General features: G+C 72.5%; 16 protein-coding genes. 4 read left to right on the plus strand and 12 right to left on the minus strand.

Annotated elements, in window-relative coordinates:
* A complete protein-coding gene (locus HNR73_RS40560; RefSeq protein ID WP_184785148.1) occupies positions 1 to 1,521 on the plus strand; it encodes a tetratricopeptide repeat protein in 1,521 nt (506 codons plus the stop codon).
* Positions 1,515 to 2,780 carry a CHAT domain-containing protein gene (locus HNR73_RS00305; RefSeq protein ID WP_184785149.1) on the plus strand — a complete coding sequence of 422 codons (1,266 nt, stop codon included), beginning with the start codon at positions 1,515 to 1,517 and terminating at the stop codon, positions 2,778 to 2,780. The genes HNR73_RS40560 and HNR73_RS00305 overlap by 7 nt, the downstream gene beginning before the upstream one ends.
* A 148-nt stretch (positions 2,781 to 2,928) precedes the next feature.
* Here the strand turns inward: HNR73_RS00305 and HNR73_RS00310 are convergent, their stop codons facing one another.
* The 3 genes from HNR73_RS00310 to HNR73_RS00320 are packed head-to-tail and all read right to left on the minus strand — an operon-like array spanning position 2,929 to position 5,120.
* The gene (locus tag HNR73_RS00310) at positions 2,929 to 3,897 is read right to left on the minus strand and encodes a VOC family protein (protein ID WP_184785150.1); all 969 of its coding nucleotides are present in this window, start codon (positions 3,895 to 3,897) and stop codon (positions 2,929 to 2,931) included.
* Between the two features lie 11 nt (positions 3,898 to 3,908).
* Positions 3,909 to 4,610, minus strand: a complete 702-nt coding sequence (locus tag HNR73_RS00315; RefSeq protein WP_184785151.1) for a TetR/AcrR family transcriptional regulator — start codon at positions 4,608 to 4,610, stop codon at positions 3,909 to 3,911.
* A 48-nt stretch (positions 4,611 to 4,658) separates the two neighbouring features.
* Positions 4,659 to 5,120: a MarR family winged helix-turn-helix transcriptional regulator gene (locus HNR73_RS00320; RefSeq protein ID WP_184785152.1), complete on the minus strand. Its 462-nt coding sequence runs from the start codon at positions 5,118 to 5,120 to the stop codon at positions 4,659 to 4,661.
* 75 nt (positions 5,121 to 5,195) lie between these two features.
* Between HNR73_RS00320 and HNR73_RS00325 the strand changes: the two genes are divergently transcribed.
* On the plus strand, positions 5,196 to 5,783 hold the full coding sequence (locus tag HNR73_RS00325; RefSeq protein ID WP_184785153.1) for an NADPH-dependent FMN reductase: 588 nt from the start codon (positions 5,196 to 5,198) through the stop codon (positions 5,781 to 5,783).
* Position 5,784: 1 nt separating this feature from the next.
* Here the strand turns inward: HNR73_RS00325 and HNR73_RS00330 are convergent, their stop codons facing one another.
* The 8 genes from HNR73_RS00330 to HNR73_RS00365 form a co-directional block, all read right to left on the minus strand.
* Positions 5,785 to 6,390 (minus strand): response regulator transcription factor, encoded by a 606-nt coding sequence (locus HNR73_RS00330; RefSeq protein ID WP_184785154.1) that lies wholly within the window; start codon positions 6,388 to 6,390, stop codon positions 5,785 to 5,787.
* Positions 6,387 to 7,529, minus strand: coding sequence for a sensor histidine kinase (locus HNR73_RS00335; protein ID WP_184785155.1), 1,143 nt, complete (start codon positions 7,527 to 7,529; stop codon positions 6,387 to 6,389). Before HNR73_RS00335 ends, HNR73_RS00330 begins: the two co-directional genes overlap by 4 nt.
* A 14-nt stretch (positions 7,530 to 7,543) precedes the next feature.
* Positions 7,544 to 8,101 carry a class I SAM-dependent methyltransferase gene (locus HNR73_RS00340; RefSeq protein WP_184785156.1) on the minus strand — a complete coding sequence of 186 codons (558 nt, stop codon included), beginning with the start codon at positions 8,099 to 8,101 and terminating at the stop codon, positions 7,544 to 7,546.
* Complete coding sequence (locus tag HNR73_RS00345) at positions 8,085 to 8,522, minus strand: DUF6069 family protein (RefSeq protein ID WP_184785157.1); 438 nt, start codon at positions 8,520 to 8,522, stop codon at positions 8,085 to 8,087. The genes HNR73_RS00340 and HNR73_RS00345 overlap by 17 nt, the downstream gene beginning before the upstream one ends.
* A gap of 176 nt (positions 8,523 to 8,698) precedes the next feature.
* Positions 8,699 to 10,063, minus strand: a complete 1,365-nt coding sequence (locus tag HNR73_RS00350; protein ID WP_184785158.1) for a protein kinase domain-containing protein — start codon at positions 10,061 to 10,063, stop codon at positions 8,699 to 8,701.
* Positions 10,060 to 13,503, minus strand: coding sequence for a WD40 repeat domain-containing serine/threonine protein kinase (locus tag HNR73_RS00355; RefSeq protein WP_184785159.1), 3,444 nt, complete (start codon positions 13,501 to 13,503; stop codon positions 10,060 to 10,062). Before HNR73_RS00355 ends, HNR73_RS00350 begins: the two co-directional genes overlap by 4 nt.
* An 11-nt stretch (positions 13,504 to 13,514) precedes the next feature.
* Complete coding sequence (locus tag HNR73_RS00360; protein WP_184785160.1) at positions 13,515 to 14,108, minus strand: hypothetical protein; 594 nt, start codon at positions 14,106 to 14,108, stop codon at positions 13,515 to 13,517.
* 75 nt (positions 14,109 to 14,183) lie between these two features.
* The gene (locus tag HNR73_RS00365; RefSeq protein WP_184785161.1) at positions 14,184 to 14,735 is read right to left on the minus strand and encodes a mycothiol transferase; all 552 of its coding nucleotides are present in this window, start codon (positions 14,733 to 14,735) and stop codon (positions 14,184 to 14,186) included.
* 58 nt (positions 14,736 to 14,793) lie between these two features.
* Between HNR73_RS00365 and HNR73_RS00370 the strand changes: the two genes are divergently transcribed.
* Entirely contained in the window at positions 14,794 to 15,741 is a 948-nt protein-coding gene (locus HNR73_RS00370; RefSeq protein WP_184785162.1) for a helix-turn-helix transcriptional regulator, read from the plus strand.
* Here HNR73_RS00370 and HNR73_RS00375 read toward each other — a convergent pair.
* Complete coding sequence (locus HNR73_RS00375; RefSeq protein ID WP_184785163.1) at positions 15,738 to 16,283, minus strand: GNAT family N-acetyltransferase; 546 nt, start codon at positions 16,281 to 16,283, stop codon at positions 15,738 to 15,740. The genes HNR73_RS00370 and HNR73_RS00375 overlap by 4 nt on opposite strands.
* Positions 16,284 to 16,287 lie beyond the last annotated feature (4 nt).

Raw genomic sequence — 16,287 nt, forward strand, 5'->3', positions numbered from 1 at the left:
GTGGCCGACGCCGACGAGATCTCCAACGCCCTGTTCGCCGAAGGGATCCAGGCCTTCGGCCGCGGCGACCTGCACGCCGCCCGCGACGCCTTCGACCGGGCCGCGCTGACCGCCTCGGCCGACCCCGCGCTCGCGAACCGGCGCGCCCACTCCCTCACCAACTGCGCCAACGCCGCCACCAACCTCGGCGACCACGTCGGCGCCCTCGCCATGCTCGGCACCGCCCTCGACCTGTGCGACGAGTCCCCCGACGGCTCCCTCGCCGGGCTGCGCCCCCTCATCCTGACCGCGCGGGCACCCGCCCTCATGGCCATCGGCGACTACGACGGCGCCGGAACCGCCCTCGAACACGCCCTCGTCATCCTCGACGCCGACCCGCCGCCGGTCGGCGAAGAAGACCGCGTCACCCTGCTCATCTCGGCGCTGATGTCCCTGACCATGCTCGCCTCCAACCGCGAGGACTGGCCACGCGCCAACGAACTCGGCACCCGCTGCCTCACCGTGGTCACCGCCCACCGGCCCGAACTGGCCGGCGTCCCCCTGATGAACCTCGCCGACATCGCCCTGCACACCGGCCGCCCCGAACTCGCCCTCGACTTCGGCGTGCAGGCCCTCGCCGCATTCGAGCACAACGGCGACGCCGGCGGCGCCGCCGAGATGCGCCGCGCACTCGGCCAGATGCACCTGCGGGCCGAGCGTTTCGACGAGGCCGAACCCCTGCTGATCACCGCCCAGGAGTTCTTCGAGGCCGCCGGACTGCCCCACCAGGCCGCCGCCGGCCTCGACATGCTCGGCCTTCTCGCCGCCGCGCGTGGCGAGACGGACACCGCCACGGCCCGCTTCGCCGCGAGCGCCGCACTGTTCGACCGCGTCGGACAGCCCGTCGAAGCCGCCGAGGCGCGCGGACGGCAGGGCATGGTCGCCTACCTCGCCGGGAACCGCGCCGAAGGCGAAGCACTCCTCACGGCTACCGCGGCCGTCCAGGCCGGGCACGGGCTGCCCGTCCGCGCCGCCCAGCTCCACATCGCGATGGCCACCCTCTTCGAGCAGAGCGAGGACCCCGCGCTCCTCGCGCGCGCCGCCGACCTCGCCGTCCCCGCCGCCCTCGCCATCGACGCCGTCGCACACACCCTCACCAGCGGTCGCCAGCGCGACCAGTGGCGCCGCAACGTCGCCGAACCCGCCGTCGCGGTCGCCTTCCGGGTCGCGGCCCGCTCCGGAAACGGACCGCTCGTCGCCCAGCTCGTCGAGGCGCGCTGCGCCGGCTCCACCCTGGAACACCGCACCGAGCCGGCATCGCCACCGCAAGGCATGGAAGGCCTGATGTACCCGGCCCAGGCGCCCGTCTCCATCGGGACCGCGCTCGCCGATGCCGCCGCCGGACCGGGTCTGACCGTCGGCCTCCCACCGCGTCTCGCGCTGACCCCCGACGGCGGCATCGCCCTCGACGTCCACCTCGACCGGGCCGTCGAGCGCTATGGCGTGCCCGTGCGTGCTGAAGGGACCATCCCCTCATGGTGAACCAGCCGACCGTGCTGCTGCGCTACGCCGACGCCGGGCACCTGTACGCCACCTGGCGCTGGACCGACACCCTGCACACCGTCGAGGCCGCGTTCTTCCCGCAGGAGGTCGTCGACGCCGCCGTCGCCGAACTAAGCGCCGCCCTGCCCGGTGTCGACGGCGGCCCGGCGGCGGCGGGCCCCGGTGAACCGGCCATCCTCGACGGCGTCGAAGCGGCCCTCACCACCGGCGCCTTCGCCGACTACGAACGTGAACTGGCGCTCGGCCGGACACTGAGCCGCGCGCTGATCCCGCACGGGCTGGCGCTGCGGCTCGACGAGTACCGGTCGGCCGGGATCCGCCCGAGGATCAGGATCCAGCCGTCGCCGCGCATCGCGCAGGTGCCGTGGGAGCTGCTCGCCGAGGATCCCGAGGAGCGGCGTCTCATCGAGATCGCCGACGTGAGCGTTCTCGCGCCCGCCGGCGTCGCGCACGCCCCCGGCCGCGTCGCCAGGAGCTGGTCGCGCGACCGGCCGGTCGTGGCCGTGCTCGACCCCCGTGTGCCCGGCTTCCGCGCGGACTCCCGTCTGGGCTCGGTCCTCGGCCGGATGAGCGCCGACGCGCCACTGGCCGTGCACGTCGCCGGGCTTTCCGGACGGCTGCGTCCGGCCGCCGATTCAGCCGTCGAGATGTTCCGCCGCACCGACGTCGACCGCGACTGGCTCGGCGCCGTCCTGCGCGAAGGCGCCGGAAGGCTGCTGTACGTGGGACATGCGACGGCCGCCGCCCCGGAATCCGGCGAGGGCGAGCACGCGCAGCTCCACCTGGCCTGCACGGCCGATACGGACGGTCACGCGCCCGTCCTGCGTGGACATCGCCCGTTCTCGGCGAAGGACCTGCTGCTGGACCGCGAGCGCTACCCGATGCCCGGCCGGGTCGCGCTCATCGCCTGCGAGAGCGGCGGCGACCTGCGCTTCACCGAGACGCTGGGGCTCGCGACGGCCGCGATCCTCGGCGGTGCCGAACTGGTCACCGCGACCCGCTGGACGCTGGCGACCGACTTCGCCGTCGAACGCGCGGGGGCGACCGGAAGGCCCTTGCAGGACGCGGTCGCCGCGATCGACGCCGCCCACGACGGCGACGACCCGGTCGCCGCGATCGGGGAGTGGCAGCGCGGGCGGCTCGCGGCCTGGCGCGAGAAGGGGTCGGTCGCCGACTCGCCGGTCCTGTGGGCGGCGTTCAGCACGATCGACACGGCTTCGGCGCTCGCGACCGGGTGAGGGGCGGTGTTCGGAGGGGCGGGGTCGACATATATCCAGGTCACTCCAAGCGCCCCCGATACGAGGGTCTCGGGAGGGTCTGACAGTTCGAGTCCCGTGGCCGCCACGCCGTGAGCGCGGGCGGGCGGCCGTCGGCTCGAATGGGCCGTCACGCCTGCGTGAACACCATCGCGGCGCCCATGACTTCGGCGGCGGGCACGATGACGCCACCGCCCGATGTCTCGCTCAGGCTGAATCCGTTCGCCGCCAGCAGTTCCCGCGCGACCGCGAGGTCGTCCACCGCGACTCCGCAGACGGCGAAACCCGGTGTCCGCGGCACTTCCGCGCCCGGCCAGACCTTCCCGAGCCGGCTCTCCCGCGCGATCGTCAGCGTCGGGCCGCCGAGCGCGAAGACCCTGCCGTGATCGGCGCTTTCCGAGTCCCGGCCGAGGATCTCGGCGTAGCGCGCGGCCTGGGCGTCGAGTTCGCCGTCGGGGACCCCGAGGACCACCTCGGTCAGGCCGACCGCTCCGTTCGGGTGTGCCGGGAGTCGCTGCGCGTCGAGCAGGGCGGTGTCCGGGTTCGACGCCACGCCGACGCGGCCCTCCGGGACGCGCGCGTCGGCGCCGATCTCCAGGTAGGAGGCGGGCACGGACGTGGTGTGCCCGTCCTTCGTCCACATCGGACGGGCGACGTGGTGGACCCCGCCGTGCGCGATCCCGGCGGCGTCGAGCCGCCGCGCGGTGGCGGCCGGGTCGGGGCCGTCGAACATCGTGATGTGCAGGCCCTCGAAGCGATCCAGGAAGGAGCGGATGTTGCGGGTGGTCGCGTGGATCGCGCGCGTCACCGCCTCCCGCCTCTCCGCGGGCACCTCGATGGGCATGAGGAAGGCCTCGGCCGGGAGCGGTCCGTCGAGGACCGTCACCAGTTCGATGAAGTCGCGCCGGAACTCGATGTGGGTGTTGCCCGCGCCGAAGGGCACGAGGTGGTTGCCGGCCTGCCCGATCGGCATGTCGCGCCAGGCGGGAAACCCGGGCGGACCGACGTGGAAGCCGAGTCGCCGGTACAGCGTGGCGGCCGCGCCGATGTCGGCGACGATGTGGCCGACGTGGTGGAGGCCGGTGATGTCGTGGGGCATGGGGGTGCTCCTTAGTCGTCGTCGCCGTAGGCGAGTACGCGGTATCCGTCGGCCAGCGCGGTGAACACGGCGGCGGCCCGGGGGGCGATGGCGGCCCGTGGGCCTGGGCCGGGATCGTCGGCGGGTTCGAAGGTGCGGCGGAGTACGTCGGCGAGGCGGTCGGCCTTGGCGTCGAGGTCGAGGGGTAGGCCGGCGGGCAGGAACGGCTCGATCGCGAAGAAGCCGTAGACGACCGTCGGCAGGGTGTAGTCGAGTTCGGCGGGGGAGAGGTCGTGGCGCAGGAGCCCCGCCTCGCCGAGAAGCGCGAGGTATTCGGCCGACGCGAGCGTCTTCGCGCCTTGCAGCGGCCGCCGGGAAGGGTCGGCGACGAGCTTGTCGAGGGTGTCGGCGTCGCGGGTGAAGACCGCCCGCAGCACCGGCCGCCGCATCGCCTCGACGAAGAAGCGCCGCATGTACCGGTGCAGCGCGACCTCGCCCGGATCGGCGGCGATCGCGGCGGCGACGGCGTCGGTCATCGCCGCGGCTTCGCGGGCCGCGACGGCCAGGAACAGGTGCTCGCGGGTGCGCCAGTGCAGGTAGAGCGTGCCCTTGCCGACGGCGGCGCCTTTCGCGACGTCGTCGACCGACACCTTCCGGTACCCGTGGCGCAGCAGCAGTTCCCGCGCGGTGTCGAGGATCGCGTCGGCGCGCGTGAGGCGGTCGATACGCGGCATGGGCGCTCCCGGTGACTCGTGACCAGATTCGTCTTCTGGTCACGAATGCTAGCGTGCCTCGCCCAGCCTGCCCAGTACCGCCTCGGCGATGTCACCCAGGGAGCGCACCTGTTCGGGTGTCATCACGTCGATCAGGTGCTCCCGCACCGAGGCGACATGCCCTGGCGCGGCTTCGACGATCGCGCTCCGTCCCTCGGAGGTCAGCGTCACGATCGCGCCCCGCGCGTCGGCCGGATGGCTCTCACGGGCGACGAGACCGCGCTTCTCCATGCGCGTCAGGTGATGCGACAGGCGACTGTGCGACCAGCGCAGCTCCTTGGCCAGCTCGCCGATGCCGGCCCGGTGGTCCTCATGCGCGGACAGGTTCGACAGCACGTCGTAGTCCTGGTCGGAGAGGCCGGCCTGGTCGGCGAGGTCGCGGGCGATGCGCGCGTCGAGAAGGTTGCGCAGCCTCCGGTAGCCGAGCCAGGCGCGCATCTCCTCGGGGCTGAGCCAGCGGGGTTCGGTCATGACGCCGATCATACTTGACGTGTCACATAAATCGGCCTAGGTTTATGTGACACGTCAAGTAACAAGGAGTTCTCGATGCCTCGCCTTCGCATCCTGGTCATCGCCGGATCCACCCGGACCGGTTCCCTCAACGCCGCCCTCGCCGACCTGGCCGTCCGCCGGATCGAGGCCACCGGCGCCGCAGTCCGGCCGACGAGCCTCGCCGACTACCCCGTCCCCGTCTTCGACGGCGATCTCCTTGAGGCACAAGGCGTCCCCGAAGGCGCCCACCACCTCGCCCGGCTCCTCGGCGAGCACGACGGCGTCGTCATCGTCTCGCCGGAGTACAACTACTCGATGCCGGGCAACCTCAAGAACCTCATCGACTGGCTCTCGCGCATCAAACCCTGGCCCACCATCGGCGTCAACGGCATGCTCATGTCCGCCTCGCCAGGCGCCGTCGGCGGCCACCGCGGCCTGATCTCCCTGCGCGTGCCGCTCGAAGGGCTCGGCGCCCGGCTGCACCCCGACATGTTCTGCCTCGCCCACGCCGACCGCGCCTTCACCACCGACGGCGACCTCGCCGACGAGGCACTGGCCGCGCGCTTCGACGGCGCGATCGGCGGCTTCCTCGACGTCGTCGAGGCGACCACGCACTACCGGCGTGAACCCGCCGCCGTGTGAATCACAGCCAGCCGTTCTCCCGCGCGATGTGCACGGCCTTGATCCGGTTGTTCGTTCCCGTCTTCCCGATCGCCGACGACAGGTAATTGCGCACGGTGCTGTCCGACAGGTGCAGCCGCCGCGCGATGTCGGCCGCCGAGGACCCGTCCCCGGCGGCGGCGAGCACCTCGCGTTCCCGGTCGGTCAGCGGGTTCCCGCCGACGCTCAAGGCACCGGCGGCGAGCTCGGGATCGATCACCATGTCACCGGCCAGGACCGCCCGGATCGCCCGCGCCAGGCCGTCGACGGGACCGTCCTTGACGAGGAAGCCACGGGCACCGGCCTCCATGGCCCGGCGCAGATAGCCGGGCCGGCCGAAGGTCGTGACGATGACGACCTTGCAGGCGGGCGACTTCTCGCGCAGGAGTGCACAGGCGTCGAGGCCGCTCATGCCGGGCAGCTCGATGTCGAGGAGCGCCACGTCGGGTTCCACGCGCAGCGCCTCGGGCAGGATCGCGTCGCCGTGATCGACCTCGGCGATGACCTCGATGTCCTCCTCAAGGTTGAGCAGGACCGCCAGCGCGCCCCGCATCATCGCCTGATCCTCGGCGATCAGTACCCGGATCACTCCGCCACCTCCGTCGTGGGCGCCTCGACCCGCAGCGTGAAGCCGCGCCGCGTGCCCGATGCCGCCAGTTCACCACCGAGTGCCTCCGCGCGTTCGCGCAGGCCCCGGATCCCTTCACCGCCCGGCGACGGCTCGCCCCCGTACCCGTCGTCGGCGACCGTCAGCGTCGCCGACGACGGCCCCGCCGCCAGCGTGATCGTGCAGACGTGCGCCCCGGAGTGGCGGATGACGTTCGTGGTCGCCTCCCGCACCACCCAGCCGAAGAGCACGTCGACCCCTCGCGGCACCTCGCCGTCCTGCACCACGCGCAGCTCGATGCCCGCCGCGTCCAGGGCGACCCGGGCGCGGTCCAGCTCCCGCGAGACGTCGGCCTCCCGGTATCCGGTGACCGCCTCCCGCACCTCGCCCAGGGCACGGCGGCCGATCTCCTCGACGTCGGAGGCGTGCGCCGCCGCGGTCTCCGGGTCGCCGGGCAGGACCCGGCGGATCACCTCGGCCTTGACCACGATCACCGACAGCGTGTGGCCCAGCAGATCGTGCAGGTCCCGGGAGAAGCGCACCCGTTCCCGGTCGACGGCCTTGTGCGCCAGCTCCTCACGGGTGGCGTTCAGTTCGGCGATCACCGTCAGGAGCCACTGGAAGACGAAGGTCCCGAAACCGGCCAGGAAGCTCGTCAGGGCCGTCGTCCACGTCTGCGTCCAGTCGCCGACCTTCAGCCAGGCGACCGCCGCGCCCCCGAACGTGACGGCGAGGATGAGCGGCGGCGCCCACCGCGGCGGCGCGACCGCGCCGACCGCGAGCGCCAGCAGCGTGAACAGGGCGAACCAGTGGTCGCCGAAATGGGCCGTCGCCGCGAAGGTCAGCGCAGCCTGCGCGGCGAGCAGAACCTGCGACCGTCGCGCGGCCACGCGGCCCTCGCGATAGACGGATAGTACGGCGCCGGTGTTCGCGGCGAGGACCGCGAGGACCGTTGCCACCGCCGACCAGACCGGCTCGCGATCGAAGGAGTCGACGATCGGGTCGATCGCCAGGACCGGCGCCCAGATCAGGATGCTGAACCAGCCAGGCCCGAAAGCGCCCGGCACCGCCGTACGGCACGGGCGCGGCAGCAGCACCGGCCGCCGTCGGCGTGACGCCATGTCTCTGCCCTCCCTCATCGCCGGGCGTACCCGGCGATGAACGGTACCGTCGGGCCGAGACCGGTCGGCATGGCGAAACGCCGAAACTCGACGAACGCGAATTCCGCGCGCTCGATCGCCGACGCGGTGTCGCGGACCGGATCGCAGCCCCGGTCGAAACGCCGCGAGAACGGCGCCCACGCGCGCTGGAGGCGGCGGGTCCAGGTCCCGCGTGGGGCCGCGACGTGCTCGAAGAACACCAGCCGCCCGCCCGGCCGCAGCACCCGCGAGACCTCGGCGAGGGCGGTGGACTGGTCGTCGACCGAGCAGAGCACGACCGTGGAGACGACCGCGTCCACCGACTCGTCGGCCAGGGGGATGGACTCGGCGCGGGCGGGAAGGATGCGCGGGTTCGGGCGGGCGTGGCGGGACGCACTCGCCTGGAGTTTCGCGTGGAGCCGACGGTCGGGTTCCAGGCCGATCCACTCGGCGCCGGGGGAGAGGTGGGGGAAGTTGCGGCCCGTACCCGCGCCGATTTCGAGGACCGTGCCGGAGAGGGAGGCGATGAGGTCGGTCTTAAGGGTTTCGTACATCGCGGCTTCCCTGGAGGGCGAGTCCGCCGCCGATCACGGCGACGCCGGCGACGAGGTGCATGGATGAGAGGACGAGGACGGTCGCGGTCGTGGTGCCGCCGCCGATCGGGCTGCCGAGGGAGAGGAGGAGCGCCAGGATCGAGACGGTGAGCCAGATCGCGCGGCCCGGGGAGAAGCGGGCGAGGAAGGCGGCGAGGGCCAGGCCGATCGCGCCGGGGATCAGGGAACCCGCGATGACCCAGGGGGCGGTCACGGTCATCTCCGTGCCGCCCTGGTCGGCGATGAGCGCGTGCCCGAAGACGGGGTCGGTGAGGACCCAGACGACGACGTTGACGAGGGTGGCGCCGCCGAGGACGCCGAGCCAGACGGCGGCCTTCGAGCGGGGCTTGGTGGCGGTGGGGGTGGGGGTTTGCGTGGCCATGGGTCCTCCCGGAGACGGTGGGGTGGGTATGGCACTGACGCTACGGAGGAGGGCGGGTTCGCTGGTAGATGCGGATGTCGTGGGGTGGGGGTGACAGATTGCCTGGGGGGTGGGGTGATGCCTTCGTGCCGCGTCAGGCCCGGAGCTGTTTTCGACTTCTTGAGTTCGAGACCAGGTCAAGAGCGCGTCGTCGTGGCGAGGGCTTCGGCGAACTCCCTCGCGGTCGCGTAGCCCTCGCCCGGGTCCTCGCGCAAAGCCCTGTCCACCACCATCGCCAGATCGCCCGGGACCTCCGTCCCGCGTTCGCGGATCGGTACGGCCGGCTCCTGCAAGACCACATGCCACGGGTCTCGCCCACGTGGGAAATCCCTCGGATACGTTCCCGACAACGCCCTGTACAGGCACGCCGCCGCTGCCCACACGTCCACTATCGGCGTCGCGTCACGGAAGTTCACCACCTGTCGCCTCGACAGGAAATACGGCTTCCCCGCCGCCGTGCCCGTCCTCGTCAGACCGCTCAGACCCGCCTGGTCGAAAGCCTTCGCCAGACCGAAATCCGCGACCTTCGCCGTTGTCGACCCGTCCTCCCGAGGCCGCAGCAGGATGTTGCCCGGACTCAGATCCCGGTGCACGACGCCATGGGCGTGCGCGTGCTCCAAGCCCGCCAAGACCTGCCGGATCAAGGAGACGGCCTCATCAGGTGGCAACGGGCCCTTGGTGAGCCTGTCGTCCAGGCCGCCGCCCGAGCAGTACTCCATCGTGAAGAAGAAAGTCCCGCCACCGAAACCCGCGTCGTGCAAAGCCGCGATGTTCGGGTGCCGCAGTGCGCGCGTCAGCGCGACCTCCCGCAAGAACCTCGCGCGAGCCTGCTCGCTCGCCGCGACGCGGGGGAGCATCACCTTCAGCGCCACCACCTCGTCCGTCGCCTCGTGGCGGGCGAGGTGAACCGCGCCCATTCCGCCCCGGCCGAGTTCGCGGATCAGCTCGTAGCCCGCGATCGGCGCCAGTTCCCGTCGACCGCCCTTCGCCAACTCCAGCAGCAGGCGCAGCACGGCGGCCGGTTCGGCCTGGCAGGAGGCGCAGACGTAATCCTCGACGCCGTCGGCGTCCCCCAGGTCGCGACCGCACTTGGTGCAGTGGACCAAGACCAGCGTCCGTCGCGGTCCCTGCTCCCCGGTCGTGACGCCCACCCGGAACACCGTGTCGCCCAGGCGGATCTCGTCGCCGTCGGCGAGATCGTGTTCGGGGAACATCGACGACGACGCCTCCTCCGGCGTCTGCCCCGGCTCGCGGCGGCCGATCCTCGTCTCGTTGACGTAAGTCCCGTTGAGACTCCCGAAGTCGCGGATCCGCGCGGCCGGCGGGTTGATGTCGAGCAGGCAGTGATGCCGCGAGACCGTGCGGTGGTGCTCGTCATCGGGCAGGCGTGGCGAGCAGTCGTCGGCGCGGCCGAGCAGGCAGGTCGCGCGTTCCTCGAAGACGTACTCGGCGGTGTCGAGACGCCCCCGCACCAGCGACAGGGTCACCCGCGCGGCCGTCACGCGTCACCGGCTTCCGGCGCCAGAACCCAGTCCAGCTCCCAGATCCGCACCGTCTTGTCGTCACCGCCGGAAAGGACGAAGCGCCCATCGCGCGTCATCGCCAACGCCGACACCGCGGCCTGATGCCCCTCCATGACGCCGACACACCGTCCATTATCGACACTCCAGACGCGGATCGCCCGGTCCCGCCCGCCCGACAGTACGAAACGCCCGTCCGGGCTGAAGCACACCGCGTCGGCGGACGTCTCCTCGAAGATCCGCAGGCACTCACCGGTGAGCCCGTCCCACAACCGCATCGTTCCACCGGCGACCGTCAGCACCCGTTCCCCGCCCGCGCTGAGGCACAGCGGCCGCACCGGCCCCGAATGTCCCTTGAGGACGGTCCGCGGACTCCCGTCGCCCAGGTTCCACAGGCGAACCGTGTCGTCCCCACCCGCGACCGCGCCCAAGGACCCGCTCGCGTCCATCCGCACCGCGGTGGCGCCGCGACCCGGAATCCCCGTCTCGACCATCCGCACGCACTCCCCGGCGGGCCCGGCCGACAGATCCCACAACTGGACCGATGCCGTCGCCGTTGCGATCAGCACCAGCCGCCCGTCGGCGCTGAACGCCGCCGGACTCGCCCCGAGCGTCCGCCCGCCGTCGACCTCTCGCAGGCGCTCGCCCGTCGTCGTCGACCACACCGCGATGACGCCGTCGCGGCTCGCCGACAGCGCGAGCCCTCCGTCGGCGCTGACCGCGACATTGTCCACAGGGGACGGCTGAGGCGGGGTGACGTGGCGGCACGCGCCCGTGTCCAGGTCCCAGATCCGGACCTCGCGGTCGATGCCTCCCGACACCGCGGTCCGTCCGTCGGCGCTCACCGCGACCGAGAACACCTGGGCGCCGTGGCCTTCGAGGGTCCGCACCGGCCAGCTTCCGCGCAGTCCGACCTTCGCCATCGACCGCCCGAGCGCGTGCCACGCCGACAGCACCACCGGCGAGCGCTCGTGTCCCGGCACCGCCCGCGCCCGCGTCAGCAGCGCCAGCGCGGCCCGGCGGTCACCCGCGTACAGGGTCTCCTCGGCTCGCGCGACCAGCTCGGCCACCTCCCTTGCCGCCTCGTCGATCTGACCGTGGCGCCGGGGGCGGCTCACCTGCCAGGCGGCGGAGTGGTGGCGCGGCAGCGACCACCGCGACATCCCATCCTTGCCGACCGACACCGCGCGCTCGCCGTCCAGCCGCACGCCCCGGACACCGCCCAGGTGGGCCGAGGCGAAGGTCCGCAGAACCCGTCCGGTGCGCAGATCCCAGATCCGCACCGAGTTGCGGTCGGGACCGTCGGCGGCGGCGCCGAAGTGGTCGATCCCGCCGGTCACGGCGATCCGGCCGTCCGCACTGAGCGCGATCCGGCTGGTGTAGCCGTCGCTCGGGCCGGTCAGGGAGCGGATGACGCGCCCGCCGTCGAGGTCCCACAGATCGATCACATGGTCGTAGGTGGCGATCGCGGCGACACGGTTGTCGGCGCGGATCCGCAGTCCCATGACACCCGACGGCTTCTTGGGGATCTCCAGAAGGCAGCGGCCGGAGGCGGTCTCGAACAGCCGTATCTTCTGGTCGTCGTTGTTCGGCGACAGCACCAGGCGGCCGTCGTCGCTGAGTTCGAGGGGCGCCTGGGTGAAGTGGCCGTCGAAGAGGTGCCGCGGCTCGCCGGTCGCCGTGTCCCACACGACGACCCGCCCGCGACCGACCGAGGCGACGGCGGTGCGCGCGTCGGCGCTGAGCCGGACCTTCATGAGCCACTTCTCCGGCCAGTCCCCGGGAACGGCGGCGCCGCCGAGGAGCCGCCGCTCGGCGAGGTCCCACAGGCGCAGCTCACCGTCGTCGCCGGACAGCGCGAATCGGCCGCTCGCGTCGAGGTCGACGTCGCCGGTGATCTCGGGCATCGGCGCCTCGCCTTCGCCGGTGCTCAGGTCCCAGCGCCGCACCACCTTGTCGCAGGAGCTCAGCGCCCATCGCCCGTCGGCGCTCAGCGGGATGTCGATGCCGGGGGCGGCGCGCCGGATGGGCCGTCCGTCGAACTCTCGCGGGGTGTCGTCCCAGACGTACCAGGGGATCCGGCGCGTCTCGACCGCTCGCGCGTCGGAGAGCCGCCCCGAGCGCAGGGTCCGGTCGGCTGCGAGCAGGTCGGGTTCGCCGGGCCGTTCGAGTATCGCCTCGGCGAGGAGGTCTCCGGCGCTGTCGAGGTCGCCGCGCTCCATGTGCACCTGCGCGAGGAGATGACGGAGTTCCCAGGCCGTGCCGTCCTGCGGAAGCAACCCGGTGAGGTCGGTGATCAGGTCGAGATCGGTGGCCGCGCCCCGCCGCCAGCGCAGGAGGCCGGAGTTGTAGCTCGCCTGGAGGTGCCGGGGATCGGCGGCCAGGGCCTCGGCGAAGGCGGCCTCGGCGTCCGCGGGCCGTCCGAGGTCCATGAGGGACAGTGCCCGGTTGTTCAGCTCGTCGGCGCGGAGTTCGGCGGCGACGGGCACCGGCCGGGGATGGTCGTGTCCGGTGGTGTCGCGGTAGACGGCGGCGATCGCGCCGGCGATCTCGGCCATGGTCGCGGGCCGCTCGGCGGGATCGTGGCGAAGACAGCGTTCCAGCAGTTCTGCGAGCCCGGCGGGCAGCGGGGGAGGGCCGGGGCGGCCGGGTCCGTCGGTGCGCAGGGCGGCGAGCACGTGCCCGGCGGCGAGGCCGGACATCCAGGTGAGGCCACCGGTGTACATCTCCAGGACGGAGACGGCGAAGCTGTAGACGTCGGTGCGGCGGCTCAGCGGCCGTCCCATCGCCTGCTCGGGGGACGCGTATGCCGGGGTCAGCCCGCCGGCCGAGACGAGGACGCTCGCCTCGGGGGGAGCGCCGGGGCGCCGGTGCGAGCCGCCGACCGCGCGCGCCTTGGCCAGGCCGAAGTCGGTGACCTTGGCGGTGCCGTCGGTGTCGAGGAGGACGTTGGCGGGCTTGACGTCCTGGTGCACCAGCCCGCGTTCATGGGCGTGTTCGAGGCCGCGCGCGGTCTGGATCGCCAGGTCGAGGACGCGGGCGGCGACGGTCGGGGCGTCACCCCGGTAGAGGCGCCCGTCCTCGATCCACTTTCGCAGGCTGCCGCCGGTGACGTATTCGGCGAAGACGAGTGGGACGCCGCCGAAGAGGCGCACGTAGTGGCAGCCGCAGACGTTCGGGTGCAGTCCCAGCGACACCCACGCCTCGGCTTCGGCGACGAAGCTGTCGCGGTCGGCGGCGAACACGTCGGGTCGCGGGGACTTCACCGCCAGTTCCGTCGGTCCGGATTCCGTCGCCCACGACCGGTGCCGCACCCGGTACACCAGGCCCATGCCGCCGTCTTCGTGGACGTCGGTGATCTCGTAGCGGTCGTCGATGACGTCGCCGATCCGCCACCGGGCCGGAATACCGGGTGCGTTCACGTCGAGACCCCTCAGACGGTGCCGAGCTCGGGGAGCGCGGCGAACTGCGGGTCGACGCGCGCGCTCTGCGCGGTGCGTCCGGCCCAGCGGCGGGCGCGGGAGAGAGGGTGGTCGGGGAACTGCGCGTCGAATGCCGGGTCGTCGCCGCGGTGGAAGGGCAGGCGGGTCTTCAGGTCGGGGTCGTAGGGGTGCGGCATGACCCAGCTCTGGGGGTTGCCGAGCTTCATCATGATCATCGCCTCGCGCATGCCGGTCGTGCCGTACTCGGGGGCGTGGAAGATCAGCTGCGCGTAGCGGGTCGCCTTGGTCAAGGTGAAGATCGACAGGAAGATCTGGCCGCTGGGCGCGTTCGGCAGCGGCATCTTGCACAGCTGCCACACCGCGCGGGCACCGCCGAAGGGCACGAGATCGGCCTGGATCAGGCAGCCCGCCTCGGCGAACATGCCCGCGAAGCCGCGGCGCAGCGCGGCCGGGTCGTTCATCCAGGAGGCCTCGAAGGGAGGACCGTCGTTGACCTGCAGCGCGATGCGGTCGCCGGTCTGCGGGTCGCTCCACGAACCGTCTTGTTCGGCCTGATATCCGGTGGTGTCAAAGGTGATCGGCATCCCGAGACTGTAGCGACCGCTCCTGAAAGCGGTACCACCCCGTGCGCGCGGGTGATGCCGCCGACGTCTCGTCGCTCAGCGCGGAGGGCCCTCGCCGACGAGTCCGTCGACGGTCTCGCGGATGAGGTCGGCGTGCCCGATGTGCCGGGCGTACTCCTCGATCATGTCGAGGACGATGCGGCGCAGGTTCGGCGACTCTCCGGTGCCGGTCTTGTACCTCCCGAGTCCACCCGGGCCGCCGTCGGCGAGCGCCTCGGCGACGATCGCGCGCGACCTCGCGCTCGACTCCCGCCATTGCTCCTCCAGCTGCGCGGGAGTGTCGTCGGCGGCGGAGCGCCAGTCCCAGTCGGGGTCGGCGTCCCAGTCGACCGAGGCCCACGGCTCGGGCGGCTCGGCCGCCAGGAGGAGCCGCGCGAAGTGGGTGTCCTCGACGGCGGCGACGTGCTTGACCAGCCCGCCGAGCGTCATCGTGGAGACGCCGACGGAGGCGCTCAGCCCTTCGGCGTCGAGGCCGTGTGTCTTCCACCTGAAGATGGCCCGCGAGCGCTCAAGGGCGCCGACGAGTGCTTCGGCTTCGGTGCCGGCCAGCGGCGGTTCGTTCGGGATCACTTCGGTGTCGTCGCTCATGGGGGACACGTTAGAGTCGGTTCCGGACGTTCGGCTTCCGGAATGCGAGAGTGTGCCGATGGCGATCGATGTGAGCCCGACCACACGGGTGCTGATGGTGCTGGAGATGATCCAGGCGAGTCCCGGGATCACCGCCGAACGCCTCGCCGAACGCACCGGCGTGTCCGAGCGGGCGGTGCGCCGCCACGTCGGCATCCTGCGCGAGGCCGGGCTGCCGATCGAGTCGGTGCGGGGTCCCTACGGCGGCTACCGGGTCGGGCGCGGGCTGCGCCTGCCACCGCTGATGTTCACCCCCGACGAGGCGCTCGGGCTGGTCATGTCGGTGCTGGAGGGCAACCGCGGCGCCGGCGACCCGGCCGACCCGGTGGAGAGCGCGCTCGGCAAGATCCTGCGGGTCCTGCCCGAGCCGGTCGCGCGCCCGGCCGAGGCCGTCCGCGGCGCGAGCGCCGCCCCCGACCGGAGTGCGGCGACCCCCGACCCGCACACGACCGCCCTGCTCGGGCAGGCCTGCGCCGCCCGCACGCGGCTGCGGCTGTCCTACCGCACCCGCCCGGAGGTCTGGCGCCCCATGGACGTCGATCCCTGGGCCGTCGTCGTCCGGCACGGGCGCTGGTACCTGCTGTGCTGGTCGCACACGCGTCAGGCGCGGCGGGTCTTCCGGATCGACCGCATCGCCGAGGTCGAGGTCCTGCCCGAGACCTTCACCGCGCCCGAGGACCTCGATCCCGTCCGCACCCTCGAAGAGCACTTCTCCGAAGGCTGGCGCTATCGGATCGAGGTCCTCATCGACGCTTCGCCGGAGGCCGTCGCGGAATGGCTCCCGCGCAATCTCGGCCGGCTTGAGGCCGACGGCGAGCGCACCCGGCTGCGCGCCACCACCGACGAGCCCGACTGGTACGCCGAACAGCTCGTGCGGGTCCGGGCGCCGTTCACCGTCGTCGGGCCGCCCGAACTCGCCGAGGAGGTCGCGGCCATCGGCCGCCGCTACCGAGACGCCGTGGCCTAGGGCTTCTTCCACTCCGAGGTCAGCACACCCCAGATCTGGCTGTCGTAGCGGGCGCCGTCGAACGGCCACGACTCGCGCGTGGTCCCTTCGAGGGTCATGCCGAGCCGCTCGGCGACGGCTGCGCTCTTGGCGTTGTCGGCCCGGCAGTGCCACTCCGCCCGGTGCATGCCGCGCTCGCCGAAGGCCCAGTCGAGCAGTTCGCGGCAGGCGCGGGTGACCAGGCCGTTTCCTTCGGCGGCCGGTTCCAGCCAGCAGCCGATCTCGCAGACCCCGGTCTTGACCGACAGGCTGACGAACAGCACCCCGCCGACGAGGGTCCCGTCGCGCCAGATCCCGTACAGCCGGGCGGCGTCCTTGGCACGGGCCTCGGCGTAGCGGGTCAGGGTGGCGCGGGCGCCGTCGACGCCTTCGGCGACGAAGGCCGCGCCGACCCACGGCCGGATCGACTCGCGGCAGCGGTCCAGGTTGGCGGCGAACTCCTCGGCGTGCCAGGGATCCAGCGTGCGCAGCTCGGCGTTCTCGGTGAGGGGGATGGCGAACATGTGG

The organism is Phytomonospora endophytica (genome assembly GCF_014202425.1).
In the GTDB taxonomy this organism is placed as follows: Bacteria; Actinomycetota; Actinomycetes; order Mycobacteriales; family Micromonosporaceae; genus Phytomonospora; species Phytomonospora endophytica.